General features: G+C 30.8%; 18 protein-coding genes. 12 read left to right on the top strand and 6 right to left on the bottom strand.

Features of this window, described 5'->3' with window-relative positions; all coding sequences use genetic code 11:
- Positions 1 to 107 precede the first annotated feature (107 nt).
- The 6 genes from PW5551_RS07635 to amrA are packed head-to-tail and all read right to left on the bottom strand — an operon-like array spanning position 108 to position 4,107.
- Positions 108 to 680 carry a nucleoside triphosphate pyrophosphatase gene (locus tag PW5551_RS07635; protein WP_113075201.1) on the bottom strand — a complete coding sequence of 191 codons (573 nt, stop codon included), beginning with the start codon at positions 678 to 680 and terminating at the stop codon, positions 108 to 110.
- Positions 661 to 1,182: a Gx transporter family protein gene (locus PW5551_RS07630; RefSeq protein WP_113075200.1), complete on the bottom strand. Its 522-nt coding sequence runs from the start codon at positions 1,180 to 1,182 to the stop codon at positions 661 to 663. The genes PW5551_RS07635 and PW5551_RS07630 overlap by 20 nt, the downstream gene beginning before the upstream one ends.
- Positions 1,176 to 1,553, bottom strand: a complete 378-nt coding sequence (locus tag PW5551_RS07625) for a NusG domain II-containing protein (protein WP_113075199.1) — start codon at positions 1,551 to 1,553, stop codon at positions 1,176 to 1,178. Before PW5551_RS07625 ends, PW5551_RS07630 begins: the two co-directional genes overlap by 7 nt.
- Positions 1,553 to 2,593 (bottom strand): FAD:protein FMN transferase, encoded by a 1,041-nt coding sequence (locus tag PW5551_RS07620; RefSeq protein ID WP_113075198.1) that lies wholly within the window; start codon positions 2,591 to 2,593, stop codon positions 1,553 to 1,555. The genes PW5551_RS07625 and PW5551_RS07620 overlap by 1 nt, the downstream gene beginning before the upstream one ends.
- Positions 2,566 to 3,573 carry an AmmeMemoRadiSam system radical SAM enzyme gene (gene amrS / locus PW5551_RS07615; RefSeq protein WP_233488479.1) on the bottom strand — a complete coding sequence of 336 codons (1,008 nt, stop codon included), beginning with the start codon at positions 3,571 to 3,573 and terminating at the stop codon, positions 2,566 to 2,568. Before amrS ends, PW5551_RS07620 begins: the two co-directional genes overlap by 28 nt.
- Before the next feature lie 9 nt (positions 3,574 to 3,582).
- Positions 3,583 to 4,107, bottom strand: a complete 525-nt coding sequence (gene amrA, locus PW5551_RS07610) for an AmmeMemoRadiSam system protein A (RefSeq protein WP_113075196.1) — start codon at positions 4,105 to 4,107, stop codon at positions 3,583 to 3,585.
- A 161-nt stretch (positions 4,108 to 4,268) separates the two neighbouring features.
- On the opposite strand from amrA, the gene PW5551_RS07605 reads away from it, so the two are divergent.
- The 12 genes from PW5551_RS07605 to PW5551_RS07550 all read left to right on the top strand — a co-directional run bounded on the left by PW5551_RS07605 (position 4,269) and on the right by PW5551_RS07550 (position 18,992).
- Entirely contained in the window at positions 4,269 to 5,681 is a 1,413-nt protein-coding gene (locus PW5551_RS07605) for an MFS transporter (protein WP_113075195.1), read from the top strand.
- 47 nt (positions 5,682 to 5,728) lie between these two features.
- A complete protein-coding gene (locus PW5551_RS07600; RefSeq protein ID WP_113075194.1) occupies positions 5,729 to 8,353 on the top strand; it encodes a valine--tRNA ligase in 2,625 nt (874 codons plus the stop codon).
- On the top strand, positions 8,354 to 9,670 hold the full coding sequence (locus tag PW5551_RS07595; protein WP_113075193.1) for a folylpolyglutamate synthase/dihydrofolate synthase family protein: 1,317 nt from the start codon (positions 8,354 to 8,356) through the stop codon (positions 9,668 to 9,670). It begins immediately after the preceding gene.
- Between the two features lie 28 nt (positions 9,671 to 9,698).
- Entirely contained in the window at positions 9,699 to 10,271 is a 573-nt protein-coding gene (gene ruvA, locus PW5551_RS07590; protein ID WP_113075192.1) for a Holliday junction branch migration protein RuvA, read from the top strand.
- Between the two features lie 53 nt (positions 10,272 to 10,324).
- Positions 10,325 to 11,692 carry a bifunctional UDP-N-acetylglucosamine diphosphorylase/glucosamine-1-phosphate N-acetyltransferase GlmU gene (gene glmU / locus PW5551_RS07585; RefSeq protein WP_113075191.1) on the top strand — a complete coding sequence of 456 codons (1,368 nt, stop codon included), beginning with the start codon at positions 10,325 to 10,327 and terminating at the stop codon, positions 11,690 to 11,692.
- Positions 11,693 to 11,694: 2 nt separating this feature from the next.
- On the top strand, positions 11,695 to 12,645 hold the full coding sequence (locus PW5551_RS07580; protein WP_113075190.1) for a ribose-phosphate pyrophosphokinase: 951 nt from the start codon (positions 11,695 to 11,697) through the stop codon (positions 12,643 to 12,645).
- A 52-nt stretch (positions 12,646 to 12,697) separates the two neighbouring features.
- Complete coding sequence (locus tag PW5551_RS07575; RefSeq protein ID WP_113075189.1) at positions 12,698 to 13,366, top strand: 50S ribosomal protein L25; 669 nt, start codon at positions 12,698 to 12,700, stop codon at positions 13,364 to 13,366.
- A 3-nt stretch (positions 13,367 to 13,369) separates the two neighbouring features.
- Positions 13,370 to 13,948 carry an aminoacyl-tRNA hydrolase gene (gene pth / locus PW5551_RS07570; protein ID WP_113075188.1) on the top strand — a complete coding sequence of 193 codons (579 nt, stop codon included), beginning with the start codon at positions 13,370 to 13,372 and terminating at the stop codon, positions 13,946 to 13,948.
- Positions 13,945 to 15,387, top strand: coding sequence for an Rne/Rng family ribonuclease (locus PW5551_RS07565; protein WP_233488477.1), 1,443 nt, complete (start codon positions 13,945 to 13,947; stop codon positions 15,385 to 15,387). Before pth ends, PW5551_RS07565 begins: the two co-directional genes overlap by 4 nt.
- A gap of 515 nt (positions 15,388 to 15,902) precedes the next feature.
- Positions 15,903 to 16,688: an SBBP repeat-containing protein gene (locus PW5551_RS07560; protein WP_113075187.1), complete on the top strand. Its 786-nt coding sequence runs from the start codon at positions 15,903 to 15,905 to the stop codon at positions 16,686 to 16,688.
- Positions 16,689 to 16,722: 34 nt separating this feature from the next.
- Positions 16,723 to 17,805 (top strand): AAA family ATPase, encoded by a 1,083-nt coding sequence (locus PW5551_RS07555; RefSeq protein WP_113075186.1) that lies wholly within the window; start codon positions 16,723 to 16,725, stop codon positions 17,803 to 17,805.
- 2 nt (positions 17,806 to 17,807) lie between these two features.
- Positions 17,808 to 18,992 (top strand): VWA-like domain-containing protein, encoded by a 1,185-nt coding sequence (locus tag PW5551_RS07550; protein ID WP_113075185.1) that lies wholly within the window; start codon positions 17,808 to 17,810, stop codon positions 18,990 to 18,992.
- The last annotated feature ends 123 nt before the right edge of the window (positions 18,993 to 19,115 follow it).

Below are 19,115 nucleotides of genomic sequence, written 5' to 3'. Positions count from 1 at the left end.
GAAGGGGTGGATGCAGCGTTTTATGCTGCAGACGGGGTAGTCAGTTCTATTCCCCTTCAAAAAGGGGAATATGGAGGTATCATATCATAGATGAACGCTCTTATTTTTTAAAGATTATGAATCATTTCTTCTAATTCCCAATAAAGTTTTGCGACAGGAAGTCCCATAATATTGTAGTAATCTCCTTCGATTTTTTTAACAAAAACCGCTGCAAAATCCTGGATAGCGTATCCTCCAGCTTTATCAAAAGGTTGATATTTTTCTAAATAGAATTTGATGATTTGATCATCTAAAGGGTAGAAAGTAACTTTAGAAAGATCATAAAAATTTTTAATTTTTTCGTTTGTTCTTAACGTTATTCCGGTATACACATTATGAGTTTTGTTTGATAATGTTTTTAACATATTTAAACCATCTTCAAAATCTTTAGGTTTGCCAAATATTTTCCCATTTAAAGTAACAATAGTGTCGGCTGTTATAAGAAGCTCGTTAGGATAGATATCGATATCTTTTACTTTTTTTAGAGAAATTTCTCGAACTATTTCTGAAGGTTCTTTTGATTCAAATGATTCTTTTGTATTAGATTTTCTCACTGAAAAATTTTCTGTAATAAGTTTTAATAGTTCTTGTCTTCTAGGAGAAGACGAACCTAATATGATTTTAATATTTGAGTTTATCAAGTTTCACACTCCTCAATATATAATTTGTAATTGTAGCGTTTATAAAGGCGGTTATAATTCCAAAAAAAAGCATATAAGGGAAATACCAAAAAATGTTCCATGATTTCACTATCAAAAGAGCTGCAATTATCAATTGAATAAAATTGCTAAAAAAAGCTCCAATCTCACTTATTCCTAATATTCCAAATTTATCAGTTGATTTAAAAGCAAGAAACATTGTAATAGCGCTTGAAATCGCTCCACCTAATCCCATCCAAAACATAGGAGATAAAAATCTTCCGCTTAAGAGTGAACCAAGTATTGTTTTTAATAAAGCAATATATAGTGTATTTCTTAAGCCAACTCCACTTACTACTGATAATATTAAAGGGAAATTAGAAAAACCCCACCTTGCTCCTGGAACAGGTATAGGCATTGGAAGAAAAGCTTCAACATAATAAATACCGGTTGCCAAAGCTGTTAGAATAGAAATATACGAAATGCTCTTAACTTTTTTTACCATGTGTATATATCTATCCCTGAATTTTTGCTTGTTCCAACAGGTTTTACCACAATTTCATTTGGAATACATATGATGGGTTGGTTAGGATTATCAACCCAACCAGTATTTTCGCAAACGTGGAGCGGGCAGGTGGAATCAGTCACCCTTATTTTGTTATCAAAATATTCTACATTCATTAAAAAATCTCCCTCTTCATTTCTTATACTGTAAACTCCTTCTTCTTTGATTGTTAAGATGTTCTCCCCTTTTAAAAATACGTTTGCACCTTGTAAGTTGTTTTTTTGGGGAAAATTCATAAAAACCATAAAAACTAGTATTACAAAAACTATTAATAGAAGAACAAAAAGATCTCCTTTTTTTGTTAATTTCATTATTTTAATTTCTCCCGGAAATAATCAAAACCTGAAGTCTCAGTGCTTTCACCAGTAGGAGATATTAGCATAGCTTGAACTCCAAAATTTGTGAAATATTCTAAAGCAGGATTATCGTAACCTAAAACGAAAAGGGCAGTTGAAAAAGCATCAGCTATCATAGCCTTTTCCGCTATAACAGTGACACTTGATGCATTGTCAGCAGGATATCCATCTTCTGGATCCAAGATATGATGATATTTTTTCCCATCTTGTATAAAAAATCTCTCATAATCACCAGATGTTACAACAGCACCATTTGTTAAATATATCGTATCGATAGGCTTAAGAGAATCATTTGAAAATGGATCTCGAATACCTATAACCCAAGCTAATTCACCAAATTTTGGACCAATTATTCCTATATCTCCTCCTGCATCAACAAATCCAGTTGCATTTGGATCAATCTCTTTTATTTTTTGAATTACTAAATCAATTGCATATCCTTTAGCTATTCCCCCCAAATCAACTTTGACTCCATCTTTTAATAGAGATATTTCTTTTTTATCTTCATCTATATTTATAAACCTATAATCAACCATTTTTAATTTTTCATTAATTTCTTCCTGTGAAGGAACTCTTTTCTTTGAGTTTACATCATCGAATCCCCATAACTCAAGAAGTGGGCGAATAGTCGGATCAAAAGCACCTCCAGTGATAATTGAATAGTTAATGGATGCTTGAAATAAAAACAAAGTTTCTTCATCAAATATAATAGATCTTTCTTCGTTTAGTTTCTTTACTACACTTCCTTCAACATTAGGACTAAATTTGTTGTGTATCCTGTATAATTCTCGCTCTGCTACATTAAGAAGAACATTAGTAGAAACCTTATCTCCAGCCACTTTAACTCTTACTATAGTACCTAATACTGGAAATTCTTTTTCTTCATAAACAGGGGTAGGTTTAGAAAATATTAACAAAGAAAGTAAAACAATTCCAACTCCAAGGGCAATTAAATAAATGTATAGTCTTACATTATTACGATTTTTCTTCCGCAATTTATACACTCTCCGTTTTCGTTTAAATTCTCTATTTTTATATTGTATCCATTTCTTTTAATAAGGAGGACACCACAATCAGGGCAATAAGTGTTTTCATAGTTTGAAGATGGAATATTACCAAGATAAACATAATTCAGGTACTTTTTGCCAAGAGAATAAACTTTTTCTAAAAAGTTAATATCTGTTGCTGGTTCATCAAAATTATAAGCAGGGTAATATCTAGTAAGATGGATAGGAATATCTTTTGATATACTCGATAACCATTCAAATTCTCTTTCTAGTTCATTTAGATCATCATTAACAGTTGGCACAATTAGAGTAGTTACTTCTACATGAACCCCTTCTTCGTGAGCTATTTTTATAGTATATTTTACGGGTTGAAGAGCACCTTTTAGGATAGTTTTATATTTTTTATCATTGAACACTTTCAAATCTATGTTCATGGCATCTATATATTGAAGCATAAGTTTTAAGGGCTTTTCATTTATAAATCCGTTTGTGACTAAAACATTATAATTATTAGGATCTGCATATTTTACTTCTCTGGAGGCGTCTAAAACAAATTCATACCAAACAATAGGTTCTGAATAAGTATATGCGACACCTTGAACATTATAATTTTTCATCAGAGCAGGAATAGCATTAGTATTTAGCCTTTTCATATAAGCGGGTTTAAGATGAGCTATTTCAAAATTTTGACAGGAAGGACATTTTAAATTGCAGCCCCATGTTCCTAAAGATAAAATACTTTCACCTGGATGGAAATGATAAAGTGGTTTTTTCTCAATGGGATCTAAAGCTATACTTGTAGTATCCATATAATTCAAAGAATACATTTCGCCTTTTATATTTTGTCTTACTCCACATATTCCCACTTTCCCTGGATATAATATACATTTATGCGGGCACAGTGAGCATTTCAAAATGTCATCTTTAAAATCCTCGTAAAACAAGGAATTGATTTTCAATTTTTTCACCTTCAAAATTTAATAAAATCTGTTAACAGTAAATTTGAAGATTTCCAAGGGTTCATCTTCATAAATACCAGCCTTCATTTTTGCTATATTCAATTGTTCTTCAATAGTTTTAACTCCTTCTATGTCAGGAAGAAGCACTCCCCTTTTATAACCACTTTTAACAACTACTCCAAATATTTTAGGATTGAGTTCAGCAACATCTTTGACTTTTTCTAGTTCGGATAAAATATCAACAGAAATAACCAAATCGCTTAATTCTTTAGGAGTAACAGGAGGAAATCTTGGATCCTGAGTAGCAGCTGCAATGGCATTTTCTCTAATTTCTTCGATCAAGTTATCATAAACAGGGGTTATAGTCCCGATGCATCCTCTTAATTCGCCATTTTTCTTGTGAAGACTAACGAAACAACCTCTTTTTATCTCAAATAATTCCCTTGTAAGTGTTTTATCAAAATCAATGATTTTTTTCTCTTCAACATATGCTTTAATAACTTTTTCTGCCCAAATAACATAAGGGTGTTTTTTATCTGTCACTTTCTCACCTCTTTTCAAACATGGAAAGAATAGAAGAAAATTTGAAAAAATAAAAAATAACAATTATTAAATTATAAAGTAAACTTTATTTTTCATTTCAGAATTATAATATACATTCGAAAAGGCTTTTAAAAAAACAAAAATAAGGAGAATGAATAATAATGGCAAACTCCTCAAAAACAATGAGCTTATCTGTTCTAGAAGGGGGAACATATAACGCTTTCTTTATAGCCACACAAGGTTTTATTTTTACCACGATCGCAATATATTTTAATGCCTCTCCTTTATTTATTTCAATAATGACTTCTTTTCCTATTATAGCACAGATGTTCCAGATTTTTTCTTCACGTATAAATAGAATAATAGGTTCAAAAAAAAGAAGCTTAATAATAAATGCATTTATTTCAAGATCATTGTTTATACTTTTGCCAATTTTCATTTTTTTTGATGTTAAATCCCCATATATAATATTATCAATAATTTTATTATTTTCTTTATTTGGGACTTTTGTGGGGAACACGTGGACAGTACTTATAAAAAAAGTAGTACCTTTTGAAAAAAGGGGAAAATATTTTGCCTTTCGTAATATCTTTTCTTCATTTACTGGTATAATAATGCTGTATCTATATTCGATGTTTCTGGAATTTCCAAATTTTAAGGTCGGATTATTATGGGTAACAAGTTTAATGGCAGTTTTTTCGATACTTTCAGCTTTTCTATTATTGAAACATGATTTTCCCGAGGGAGATGTGAGAGAATCATCTAATAATATAAATATTTTCCAACCTTTTAAAGAGAGAAATTTTAGGGATTTTCTTATTTTTATTTTTGTATGGAGCTTTGCAATAGAGTTTTCAAGACCTTATTTTTCTTATTATGAAGTAGCTATTCTAAATATTAATTATCAATTTCTTGGAAATATGGCGATTTTAACAAGTGTTATTTCTATGATTTTATATTTATTTTATGGGGTGCTTGCTGATAAGTTTGGGAGTAAAAATGTTTTAAGCCTCGGAATTTTTATTTCAACATTTAGCCCTTTGATGTATTTTTTAATGAATTCAACTAATTATAGAAGCATTCTTTTTTTAAATTCTATTTTTGCTGCTTTCGCTTGGTCAGCGATTAACTTAGCTATTTTTAATTTGCTTTTGGAAATATCTAAAGAGCCTTCAGACAACTACATCGCTGCTAATTCTTTAGTATCTGGGATAGCGGCTATAATCGCTTCTATTTCTGGTGGATTTCTTGCTAACCATCTCAGAGATATTGAAATTACCTTTTTAGGAGATAGTTATCATGGAATACAGTTGATTTTTATAATAGGATTTACCCTTAGAATTGTTGCAGTCACAATACTATCAGAGGTAAAAGCCATTGAAAAGCCTATTAGATACAAAGGGATATTTTCTTCGGAAGCCGCGTTATTTAGAAGAAGAGAAATCAACATACCAATTGCTTTATTTAGAAGAAATAAAAAGAAAGAAACAAAAAAAGAGTTACCAAAAAAAGAGTTACCAAAAAAAGAGTTACCATCTGATATCATAGAAAAGGATAAGCAAGATGAACAATAAAATAAATTAATATAAAAATCGTTAAAAAATTTTAGGAGGTTCCCTTAATGGATATAGGAAAAAGATACATACCTCATGAGCTTGAAAACAAATGGTATAAGGTTTGGGAAGACAGTCATTCTTTTGAACCTAAGGAAGGGAATGGGAAGTTTAGTATTGTTATTCCACCTCCAAACATTACGGGAAAAATACATATAGGTCATGCTTTAAACATAGTGCTTCAAGACATTGCCGTTAGATATAACAGAATGAAAGGGAAGGAAACTGTGTGGATTCCTGGAGAAGACCATGCTGGGATTGCCACACAACATGTGGTTGAAAAATATTTGTTAAGTGAAAAGGGCAAAAGGCGAGAAGATTATTCAAGAGAAGATTTTGTTAATATAACTTGGGAATGGGCTAAAAAATATCGAGACCATATAAGGGGGCAAATTCGAGCTTTAGCAGCTTCTGTTGATTGGAGTAGAGAACGATTTACATTAGATGAGGGTTTAAACAAGGCAGTAAGACAAGTATTTGTTTCCTTATACAACGAAGGTTTAATATACAAAGGAAAGTATATAGTTAATTGGTGCCCTTCTTGTGGAACAGTACTTGCAGATGATGAAGTTGAACATATAGAAGAAGATGGAAAACTTTGGTATATTAAGTATTTTCTTGAAGAAAGTAACGATTATGTAGTAGTAGCTACAACTAGACCGGAAACAATGTTGGGAGATACAGCGCTTGCTGTTCACCCGTCTGATGAAAGATATAAAGGAATAGTTGGAAAAGTTGCTTTTTTACCTCTTGTTGGAAGAAGGTTAAAAATTATAGCAGATCCATATGTTGATCCTAATTTTGGAACGGGTGTGGTAAAAATAACGCCTGCCCATGATCCTAATGATTATCAGATAGGGCAAAGACATAACTTAGACAGAATACAAGTTATAGATGAAAAGGCAACCATAAATGAAAACGGTGGAAAGTACGAAGGTTTGGATCGATATATTGCAAGACAAAAAATTGTTGAAGATTTACAAGAACAAGGATTCTTAGAAAAAGAAGAAAATTATACCCATTCTGTTGGACATTGTTATAGGTGTGATACAGTTGTAGAACCTTTGCTTTTGGATCAATGGTTTGTAAAAATGAAACCATTGGCCGAAAAGGCTATCGAGGTTGTTGAAAAAGAAGATGTAAAATTTTATCCCGAAAGATGGGAGAAGGTTTATCTAAACTGGATGCACGAGATTAGAGATTGGTGTATCTCAAGGCAATTATGGTGGGGACATAGAATTCCCGTATGGTATTGTCAAGATTGTGGATATGTAAATGTATCAGTTGAAGATATTGAGAAGTGTGAAAAATGTGGTTCGACGAATATAAAACAAGATGAAGATGTTTTAGATACTTGGTTCTCATCTTCACTTTGGCCATTTTCTGTTTTTGGTTGGCCTGAAGAAAGTGAAGAGTTAAAAAAGTATTATCCAACTGATTTATTAATAACTGGATTTGATATTATCTTTTTTTGGGTAGCCAGGATGATTATGATGGGTGAAAAGTTTATGGGAGAAAAACCTTTTAAAGATGTTTATTTACATCAGTTAGTAAGGGATAAATTCGGAAGGAAAATGTCTAAATCGTTAGGTAATGGTGTAGATCCAATGGAAGTTATCAGTGAATATGGAACGGACCCAGTAAGATTCACTTTATCTATTTTGGCTGCTCAAGGTAGAGATATTAAATTAGATATAAGATTTTTTGATTCTTATAGGAAATTTGCTAATAAAATCTGGAATGCGACCAGATTTGTTTTACTAAATATGGATGATTTTAAAAAAGTTAATTTAGAAGAAAAAGAATTGCAGATTGAAGATAAATGGATATTAACAAGAGTGAATTCGATAATCAAAGAGGTATCCAAGGATATTGATAATTATAATTTTGATCAAGCAGCTCGAAAATTATATGATTATTTTTGGAATGAATTATGTGATTGGTATATAGAAGCTTCAAAAAAGAGGTTAAGTTCTGAGGAAGAAGAAAAACTTATAGTTCAAAATGTAATCCTAGAGGTTTTTGATAAATCCCTACGTTTACTTCATCCATTTATGCCTTACATAACAGAGGAGTTATGGCAGAAATTACCTATACAAAAGGATTCAAAGTTATTAATAACAGCGAAATGGCCAGAAGCTAATGAAAATTTGATTTTTCTTGAGGATGAATATGAGTTTTCAAAAATTATGGAATTAGTTAAAGGAGTTAGAAATGTAAAGGCGGAAATGGAAATTCCACAGATAAAAAAGGTTGAAATGAATTATAAAATAATAAATAATGAAAGTAACTTTATCGAAAAAAACAAAGATATAATTCAACATTTAGCTTTTATAGAGAAGATAGAAAAAACTCAAGAAAAACCATCAAGTTCTGCAACGGCGTTTGTAGATGAAAATTATGAAGTATATATTCCCCTAGGTGAGTATATAGATATACAAACTGAAAGAGAAAGGCTTAAAAAGAATATAGAAAAATTAGAAAAGGATATAGAAAAGTTTCAAAAGAAATTGTCTAATAAAAATTTTGTTGAAAAGGCTGATCCTGAAGTAGTTGAAAAAGCTAGAGAAAGTTTGGATGAGAATAAAGAAAAGCACAGAAAATTAGAAGAACTTTTAAGGGAGATTAGTTAAATGGAATTCAATAAATTGCTTGAATATATTTATCAAAGAGGATCTGCTAATTTTAAAGTAAAATTGGGTTTAGAAAGAATAGTGGAGCTTACAAAAAGAATTGGTAATCCTCAGAAAAATTACAAAACTATTCATGTAACGGGAACTAACGGCAAAGGCAGCGTTACAAACGCATTGTCATATATTTTTCGTTATCAAGGTATGAAAGTAGGTACCTTTACTTCTCCTCACCTAGTATCTATAAATGAAAGAATTAAAATAAATGGAGAGAACATAAGTGACGAGGATTTTATTCAAACTTTTTTAGAAATGGAACATGAAATAAAAGAAATGGATATTAAAGGAGAAGATTATGCTCCTTCGTTTTTTGAAATAACAACAGCAATGGCATTAAAATATTTCGAAAAACAAAAAGTTGATATAGCTATAGTGGAAGTGGGTTTAGGCGGGAGATTGGACGCCACAAATGTTATCGATTCTGATATTGCAGTAATCACATCTATATCAAAAGATCATGTCAAAACTTTGGGTGATTCTTTGGAAAAAATAGCTTATGAAAAAGCTGGTATAATAAAAAAAGATAATTATTTAGTTTTAGGGAATATTGAAGAAAAACCCAAAAAAGTCATACTAGAAAGAGCTAAGGAAGTTGGGGTAAAAAAGATATTTGAAGAAGGAAAAGATTATTATTCTTCAAATCATAGATTTGAAATTAACCAAAACACGATGGATTATAATGGCGTTAATGTTGGAATAAAGGATTTAGTTTTTAAAGCAAATGGTTCTTTTCAAATGGGTAATATTGCAACAACTTTGGCAACTATCGAGGCTTATCAATCAAAATTTAACGTAAATCTTTCAATAGATTCAACAAGAAAGGCTTTAAAGGAATTTTATTGGGAGGGAAGATTTGATTATAGTGAGATTAACGGGAAAAAGATAGTTTTTGATGGAGCACATAATTTTTCTGCAACTGAACAATTGAAAAGCAGTGTAGGAATTTATTTTCCAGAACAAAGAAAAATAGCCTTAATTGGCATATTAGAAGACAAAGATTATATAAATATGGCAAAAATATTTTCTTCTATATTCGATAAAATTATTATCACAACTGTGCCTACAGAAAGAGGGAAACATCCTGAATTGATATTCGAAGAATTCAAAAAACACTTAGCAGACTTGGAGTTTATATCAGATCCTATAGAAGGTTTTAATAAATTATTGTTAGAGAAAAGTGACATTTATTTTGTAACAGGCTCTTTGTATCTTGTTGGGAAAATCAAGGAATCACTATTTAACAAAGATTTGGTAATTTAAAACCTTCTAATAATTAGGAGAATTATACATGGTTAGGAAGATTAAAGCTATTTTAGAAGATGTTGAAAGTGAAATTGTGCTGTTAAAGGTAGGAGATTTTACCTTAGAGGCTTATCCTTCTTTTAATATCTTAAAAGATTTTAAAATTGGGGATCAATACGATTTCTATGCCTTTTTGGAATTAAATGATTGGAGTAGTTCTCTCTATATTTTTAAAGACAATATAGAGAGAGAGGTATTTGAGATGTTAAAAAAAGTATCAAAAATTGGTCCAAGAATGGCATCAAAAATCTTAAGAAAAATTGATGCTCGAGAGTTTATTGCTCTCATTAATTCACAAGACAAGGAAGAATTAGAAAAGCTTCCTGGAATTGGGAAAAAAACCGCTGAAAGATTGGTATCTGAGCTGCAGGAATCACTGAGTAAATATTCCAATATCGATAATATTCACCATAAAAAGAACAAGAATTCTAAAGAAGCCATAGAAGCCTTAGAATCTTTAGGCTTTCAAAAATATGAAATTTTGAAGGTTTTAGAAGAGTTGAACACCTCAGATATGAGCACAGAAGAGATTATTAAAAAGTGTCTTTCAAGGTTATAGTGCAAAAGTAATTAGCATAAATATGAAATTCACAAAGGAAGGAGGGGGTAAAAATTAAAATATTAATACTTGCTGCAGGACAAGGAAAAAGAATGAAATCAAAAATGCCAAAAGTTGCTCATAAAATATTAGATAAACCCATGATAAATTGGGTCATTGATGTTGCAAAACAACTTTCAAAAGATATAGGAGTAGTTCTCGGAAATGGGATTGAACAAGTAAAGAAACTTTTAGATGATGATATAAAAATTTTTGAGCAGAAAGAAAGGTTAGGGACTGGGCATGCTGTTATGTCTGCTGAGCAATTTATAGATAATAATGAAGATATTCTTATACTTTATGGTGATGTGCCTTTTTTATCAAAATCGACCTTAGATTCACTAATAAAAGTCCATCAAGAAAATGATAATGAAGCTACGATTCTAACTATCGAGTTAGAAGATCCCACTGGATACGGAAGGATAATTAAAAAGGGGAATGAGTTTATAAAAATAGTAGAAGAAAAGGATACAAAGGCGGAAGAAAAAGAAATAAAAGAAGTTTATACGGGGATAGCTATTTACAAAGGCGAAAAGTTAAAAAGAGCTTTAAAGAATATTACTCCTCAGAATGCTCAAGGCGAATATTATCTTACAGATGTTTTCCGTTATTTCAAAAAAGTAAAAATAGTTAAAACTGATAGAGAAATTGAAGTTGCCGGAGTTAATGATAGAGTTCAACTAGCAAATCTAGAAAAGAAAATAAGAAAAGAAATTTTGACAAATCATATGTTGAATGGAGTTACGATAATTGATCCTGACACAACTTACATATCTCCTGATGTAGAGATCGGTATCGATACTATCATACATCCACAAACATATATATTTGGGAATAGTAGAATAGGACAAAATTGTGAAATAGGTCCGATGACGAGAATAAAAAAATGTGTAATTGAAAATGATGTAAAGATAATACGCTCAGAATGTGAATTAAGTGAAATAAAGAGTAACGTTTCAATAGGCCCTTTTTCACGATTAAGGGAAGGTACTATAATAGAAGAAGGGGTAAAAATAGGGAATTTCGTAGAAACAAAAAAAACGCACGTTTCAAAAAACAGCAAAGCTCAGCATTTGACTTACTTAGGAGATACTTATGTTGGGGAAGAAGTAAATATTGGGGCAGGGACTATAACTTGTAATTTTGATGGGGAAAAAAAGAATAAAACATATATAGATGACAAATCATTTATAGGTAGCAACACATCATTAGTAGCGCCAATAAAAATAGGGAAAAATTCATTGATCGGTGCTGGTTCTGTAATTACTAAGGACGTGCCTGAAAACTCACTAGCATTAGGAAGAGCTCATCAAGTAAATAAAGAAGGCTGGTTATTAGAAAAATCTATTCAAAAGGTTCAAAATATTAAGAAGGGAGAATAAGGATGCCCATTAAAGAGAATCAATTTAAGGTATTTGCTGGTAACTCAAATATTCCGTTAGCAAAAAAAATAGTTGAATACATGGGAACAAGGTTGGGAGATTGTGAGGTTTCTACTTTTTCTGATGGTGAAGTAAATGTCAAAATAAATGAAACTGTAAGAGGATTCGATGTTTACATAATTCAATCAATTGCTCCCCCAGTAAATAAAAATTTTATGGAAATGCTAATTATGATAGATGCTCTCAGAAGAGCTTCGGCAGCTTCTATATCTGTAATAATACCTTATTTTGGATATGCTAGGCAAGATAGAAAGGCCAGGGGTAGGGATCCTATAACAGCTAAATTAGTAGCTAATCTTATAACTACAGCAGGTGCAACAAGAGTTGTAACAATTGATCTCCACGCTGAGCAAATACAGGGTTTTTTTGATATACCCGTGGATAACTTATGGAGTTTTCCTATATTCTCCAAGTTCTTTATTGAGGAAATGAAATTATCTCCAAAAGATACAGTAGTAGTTTCTCCTGATGTAGGCGGGGTAAAAAGGGCCAGAAAATTCGCGGAAAAAATAGGTTGTTCATTGGCAATTCTTGATAAAAGAAGGCCAAAAGATAATGTCGCCCAAGTAATCAATGTAATAGGTGACGTAGAAGGTGAAAACTGTATAATCTTTGATGATATTATAGACACCGGAGGCTCACTTTCTGCAGCTGCCGACGTTTTACGTCAAAAAGGCGCTGAAAATATCATAGCTGCAGCCACACACGGTATATTTTCTAATGGTGCCGTAACTAATTTACAAAATTCAAATATTGATAAAATAATTGTTACAGATACAATATATCATAATGAATTGCCTGACAAATTTGTTTTGCTTTCTTCTTCCACCCTTTTAGGTGAAGCAATTGTAAGAATAAGAAAGAATTTATCTGTAAGTATACTATTTAGATAACTTTCATTCAATAAAATACAAATTTTTAGATTATATTTTGGGAGGTCATTATATGGCAACAGTTTTTAAATTGGATGTGAAAAGTAGAGATCCAAAAGTTAAGGCAAATAAATACAGAAGTGAGAAGCTAGTTCCAGCTGAAGTTTATGGTCCCGCTTTAAAAGAGAATATACATTTAAACATTCCTTTTAAAGAATTGGAAAGTATGCTGGAAAAGGTATCAGAGACTACTTTAATTGAGTTGAACCTTAAAGAAGAAAATCAAGAAGGGAAAAAAGTTACATGTTTTGTAAGAACAGTACAAAGGCACAAAGTTTCTGATCGTCCTATACATGTTGATTTCTATGTTCCGCAAGAAGGAAGAAAGATGCATCTTAGAATTCCTATTGAATACGAAGGGGAACCAGTTGGAGTTACACAGGGTGGAAACATGAATATATATGTTCATGAAATACCTGTAAACATCTTACCTTCTGAGGTTGTTGATTCAATAAAAATTGATATTTCTGAGTTAAAAATCGATGAATCATTAACGACTTCTGATATCAAAAATCTTCTTCCACCAAGTGCGGAAGTGTTACTCCAAGAAGAAGAAGTGCTTGTGAGTGTACTTGAACCCAAATCTATTGAGGAAGTTGAGGAAGCTCTAGAAGAGAGAGAAGAGCTTGCAGAACCAGAAGTGATAGAAGAAAGAACACAAGAAAACATGAAGGAAGAATAACAGGTGAGAAATCTGGTAATAGGTTTAGGCAATCCTGGCCCGCGTTATGTTTTCACAAGACATAACGTGGGCTTTTTGGCTTTGGACAGATATGAAGGAATCAAAAAAGATACTCAAAATATTAAAAAAATATCCGGAAAAAATTTCGAAGGGTATGAAATTAACAATAATATATTTGTAAAACCCATGACTTATATGAATGCAAGTGGAGAAGTTTTGCCTTATATTTTCAAAAAATTTGGTAAAATAGAAGAGAATCTTTTAGTGATTTACGATGATATATGGTTGAACTTAGGTGAAATTCGAATAAGAAAGAACGGATCTGACGGAGGTCATAATGGTTTGAAATCAATTATAAACATATTAAAAAGTACGGAATTTCCTAGAATAAGAATTGGAATTAACGAAGGATATGTTCATGGTTCTGGGGATTTGGCTAATTATGTGTTATCTCCTTTTACAGATCAAGAACTGCAAATTTTAGATATCGTCTTAAACAAGGTCTCTGAAGTTATTGACTATATTTTAGACAACAAAATAGACGAGGCGATGAATAAATATAATAGAAAATTTTCAAAATGAGAACAAAGGTAGGAAATCAAGTAATGGACGAAGAAAAAATCATGTTAGTTAGTAAGGCTTTAGAAGAAATTAGAATAGCTATATTAGAAAATTCAAGATTAAGTGAAGTTTTTTTCGAGGATTTTGAAACGGATAGGAATATTGGTAAAGTATTTGTAGGAATAATAGAGAATAAAGTTCCCAGTTTGGAAGCTTTCTTCGTTAATATTGGGTTAGGTAAGAATGGATTTTTAAGATACAAAGATGCTTCTGGGGACCCTAATAATTACAAAAAGGGAGATAAAATTTTAGTTCAAGTAAAAAAAGATGGCGGGATTAGGAAAGGCCCGCAATTGTCAATGAATGTAAGCATTCCCGGTAAATATTTAGTTTATATACCTAATTCAAGCGATAATTTAGGGATTTCTAGGCGAATAACACAAGAAAAGGAAAGGCAAAGATTAAGGAATTTAGCTAAAAAGATTTTAAATGAAAATGAAAGTTTAATCTTCAGAACAAATTCTTATGGTATAGAAGAACAAGAAGCTTTAAAAGAGTTGCAAGAGTTGAGAGAGAAGTATAATCAAATAAAAGAAAAAATGGGAAACTTAAAAGCACCAAATATAGTATATCAAGAGTCAGATTTTTTAGGTTATATTTTGAGAGAAAGACTTGATTCTCAAACAAAGAAGGTAATTACTGATGACAAAAAAAGTTTCAAAAAATTAAAAAAGAGTCTTAAAGATTTTGATTTAAATCCCAGAATAGAGTTTGAAAAAGGAGATATTTTTAAAATTTATCGAATATATGATCAATTAAATGAAATTTTTGATAAAAAAATTGAGCTTAACGGTGGTGGAACTATCACCATAGATAGTACTGAAGCTCTTACTGCTATAGATGTTGATTCAGCTGGTAATTTAGAAGGAAAAAACGTAGAAGAAACGTCTTATATAACAAACATTGAAGCTGCCAAAGAGATTGTTAGACAATTAAAGTTGCGGAATATTGGTGGGATGATTGTTGTGGATTTTATCGACATGAAAGATTCTTCTCATAGGAAAGAAGTGATCGATGTTATAAGAGAAGAATCAAAGAAAGACAAATCACGTGTAAAAGTACTAGGGTTTACAAACATGGGATTATTAGAATTAATAAGAAAAAGAACTACTCAGCCTTTAGATACTAATGTGTTTTCGAGATGTCCAGTGTGTCACGGAACTGGGAAAATCATAGCCCCTTCCTTGATCTATGGTAGATTAGTAAAAGAAATACAATCTTTGATTAAGGAAATTAAGAAAGAAAAAGTGAAAAATTTGGAATTAAATGTCTATCATAATTTGTCTGGTTATTTAACAACCTCAGTAATTAATGAGCTAGAAAAAGAATTAAAAGTACAAATTGAGGTTAATTTTAATTGGCAAAACCCGAATTCCTATAATATAAAATACAAAAAATAAAAGAATAATATAAAGGAAATTAAATACCTTTATAATTTGAAAAGTGGTGAAAAAAGCTGATAAATAAAATACTCTTTTATTCAATTGCTGGTTTATGTTTTTTCTTTTTCTTTTTTAACATTTTTATTGGTAATTCTGATTTAAGATCTAATGATACTATAGAATATATATCAACAAGTTTTGATAGCAAAGGAATAACTTTAATTGAATATCTTTCAAATGAAGAAGAGATTTTTATAGCCAGTGGAGATTCTTTTTATAGGAAAATTGATGAAAATGGAACGTCTTTCGAAAAAATAATAAAAATTTCTGAAAATGAGTATGCAGTTTTAACAAAGAAAGAGATTCAGTATTACGTTTATATATTCTCTCAAGACGGTTATATAAAGAATGAAATTTTTATTGAAAGTGGACAGTTAAATTTAAATGATTTTGTTTTTGCTAATAATACATATACTTTTGTTGGTCAAAAAAATGGAAAACCTTACATTTTAAACACATCTAGAAACGGGGATATGAGATGGTCTAATATAATTAACGAACAAGGTAGTTTTAGCTCAATAAAAAATACTGTAAATGGATGGATAATAGGTGGATATATAATAACCAATAATCAAAAAGAGGCTTACTTATTGGAAATTGGTAGTACAGGGAATAAAATTTGGGAAAACACTTATGGCAGAGAAAAAGACGAAGAAATCATAGATATGATAGTAAGCAATAATAATATAATAGCTATAGGAACTTCCAACTCAAATCCAGAGAGGCAAAAAGATTTATTAATATTAAAATACAGTAGGGAAGGCATCTTGATATTTCAAGATGAATATGGCTATACGTCCTTTAACGAAAATCCGACTTCAATTTCTCGTGATTCAGAAGGAAATATATATATTAGTGGATACACTACCACATTAAATGAAAGGGAATGGAAAGGATTTATCCTAAAAATAAACAAACAGATTGAAAATTTAAATAGTTTAGAAGTTGATTTTTTTGAAATTTTATCTATCAGAGCTTTATCTAGGGTAGAAGATATATATGTAGACAATAATAAAATTTATTTAATAGGATATAGCGTCGAAAGTTGGCCAGATTATGATATCTTTTTAAGAGTTATCAATAGTAATAATATTTTAATAGATCAAAGGATTTATGAAGGGAAGGATCGGGAGATTATCAAATCATTTAAAATTTTATCTAATGGAGGTTTTATAGGAGTAGGAGAAATCATTGTTGAAAATCAAGGGTCATTTCCTCTTATTATGAAAACGGATAAAGATTACAAAATAAGAAAATAATTTGCAGATAATAAATAAAGAAAGGGGAAGAATAATGAAACCATCATCTATAAAATATATTTCAAAAAAAATAATGGAAGCAGGAGAAATTCCATTATTATGGGGGCATTTTGGGGTTGGAAAAACAGATATAGCCAGAGAAATTGCTCAAGAAACAGGAAGAGAACTAATCATTTTAATAATTTCTCAAATGGAACCCGGAGATTTAATAGGGCTTCCTTCTAGAGATTCCGAGAGAACGGTTTTCCTAAAACCTGATTGGTGGCCAGAAAATGATAATGTGATCATAATGATAGATGAAATAAACAGGGCTCATCGATCAATAAGGAATGCAATAATGCAACTTTTGATAGATAGAAGGATACATAATCATATACTACCAGATGGTGCATGGATTATGGGAGCTGCAAATCCTCCTGATGAAGAATACGATCAAGTTGATTTAATAACCGATCCTGCTTTTATGTCAAGATTCTTTCATCTTGAATTATCTCCTGATGTTGAGGATTGGGTAAATTGGTCTTATGAAAAAAGAGTTAAGAAGGAGATAATTTCCTTTATTCAAGAATATCCAGAGTATTTAGCTTCAGACCACATAGTATCAATGAGGTTAGATTTAAGGCCTAGTCCAAGGAGCTGGTTTAAACTTGCTAATGTATTATCTCATTTATCTGAAAATGATATAAAAGATTATGGGTACATTATAGCAGCTTCTATTGTTGGTTCAGAGGCATCTAGAGCTTTTCTATCTCATCTTGAAAACAAGGTAGAATTACCAAATCCAAGAGAATTACTGCTTGAAGCAAAGTATTTAGATAGAATTGGAAAGCTAACCAATGAAGAAAAAGTAAGTTTAATACTCAGAATAAATAATTATTTTGAATCATTAAATGAAGAAGATATGCAGGAAATATTATCGGATGGATACCAAAAAACCATTGCAGATAATATAAAAAAGATTAGCAATCTGGTACCTAAAGATGCTTTGTTTTCTGTATTAAGATTTTTAAATGAAATGGCTGAAAAAAACAAAGGCTTAAAAAGAGCTTTCTATGACAAGCTACTAGAAGAAATTGCTATAAAACTCGAAGACTCATCTTGGATAGAAGGGATCTAGAAATGGAAGATATTCTTCAAAAAGCTTGGATAGAGTTAGAGAAAGAAAGTCTATTTTTTTCATACCTTAGAATGAATTTTGATTCTGTGCCAACCAATTCTGTTCGAACTGTAAAAGTTTCGATTACTCCACAAGGAAAATTTAGATTATTATATAACCCAATTAGATTAAAAAATCTGGGATTGAACATTACAAAAGGTATATTAAAACATGAAATCTATCATATAATATTCGGGCATATTTTTATAAAGCCTAAGAATAAAAGAGAAAAAGGTATCTGGGATTTAGCTATGGATGCAGCTGTAAACCAATATATCAGAGAATTAGACGCAATTTCTGAACCTTTAGATGTTATGGTATCAGAAGGTCATGCTCCAGACAACGAATTCTTTTTTGTTACAGCACCCATGGATCAGTTAAATAAGACTGCTGAAGAATATTATCGATATATAATAAAATTCTTAGAAGAGAATAAAATGATTGACGTAGAAGAAATATCTGAAATAAGAGAAAAGCAAGGTGATTCACATGAATTTTCTTCTGAAATACCAGAAGAAATGGCTTTTGATGTTGTGAATGAATTTGTAACAAAAGCATATGATAAGGCCAAATCAAATCTTCCAGATGGAATTGAAATGGCTATTTCAATAATAGTAAAAAAACCGTTTTTAAACTGGCAAACTCTCTTAAGAAGGTTTTTTGGAAGTTCAATAATAGTAGAAAAATATAGAACAATCTTAAGACCTAATAGAAGGTACGAAGATCAACCTGGTTGGATGACTGAACGGGGTCCAAACATCGTAGTAATATTAGACACCAGTGGTTCTATTATAGAAGAAGAATTCAACATTTTTTTCAGTGAAATCGAAAGTATAGCAAAAACTCTTGGTGGAAAAGTTACTTTAATAGAGGCTGATAATCGTGTTCAAAACATTTTGAATTATAATAAAGGAAGTTGGAAAGAGTTAATTTTAAAAGGTAAAGGTTCAACAGATATGCAACCAGCTATAGATTACGTAGAAGAGAATATTCGTCCAGAAGGAATTATAATATTTACAGATGGATGGGTTGAGGTACCAATGATAAAAAGAAGAATACTATTTGTTCTATCAAAAAAATATAATCCCGAGTTTTTAAATAATGTTATAGAATATTATGGTAAAAATAATATAGCGATAATTAATTGAAAAGCTTATTATTCTGATTATAATTAGATTTGCTGTCCTTTTTAAATAAAAAACAAAAGTATTGACAAAAAACTATAAATATGGTAATATATACAACGCTGGGGGTAAGGGGAAGGAAAAGAG

Origin of the sequence: Petrotoga sp. 9PW.55.5.1, assembly GCF_003265365.1 — a bacterium.
Classification (GTDB): Bacteria; Thermotogota; Thermotogae; order Petrotogales; family Petrotogaceae; genus Petrotoga.
Note: the sequence above shows the minus strand (reverse complement) of the source record. Positions and strands in the feature narration are given on the sequence as shown.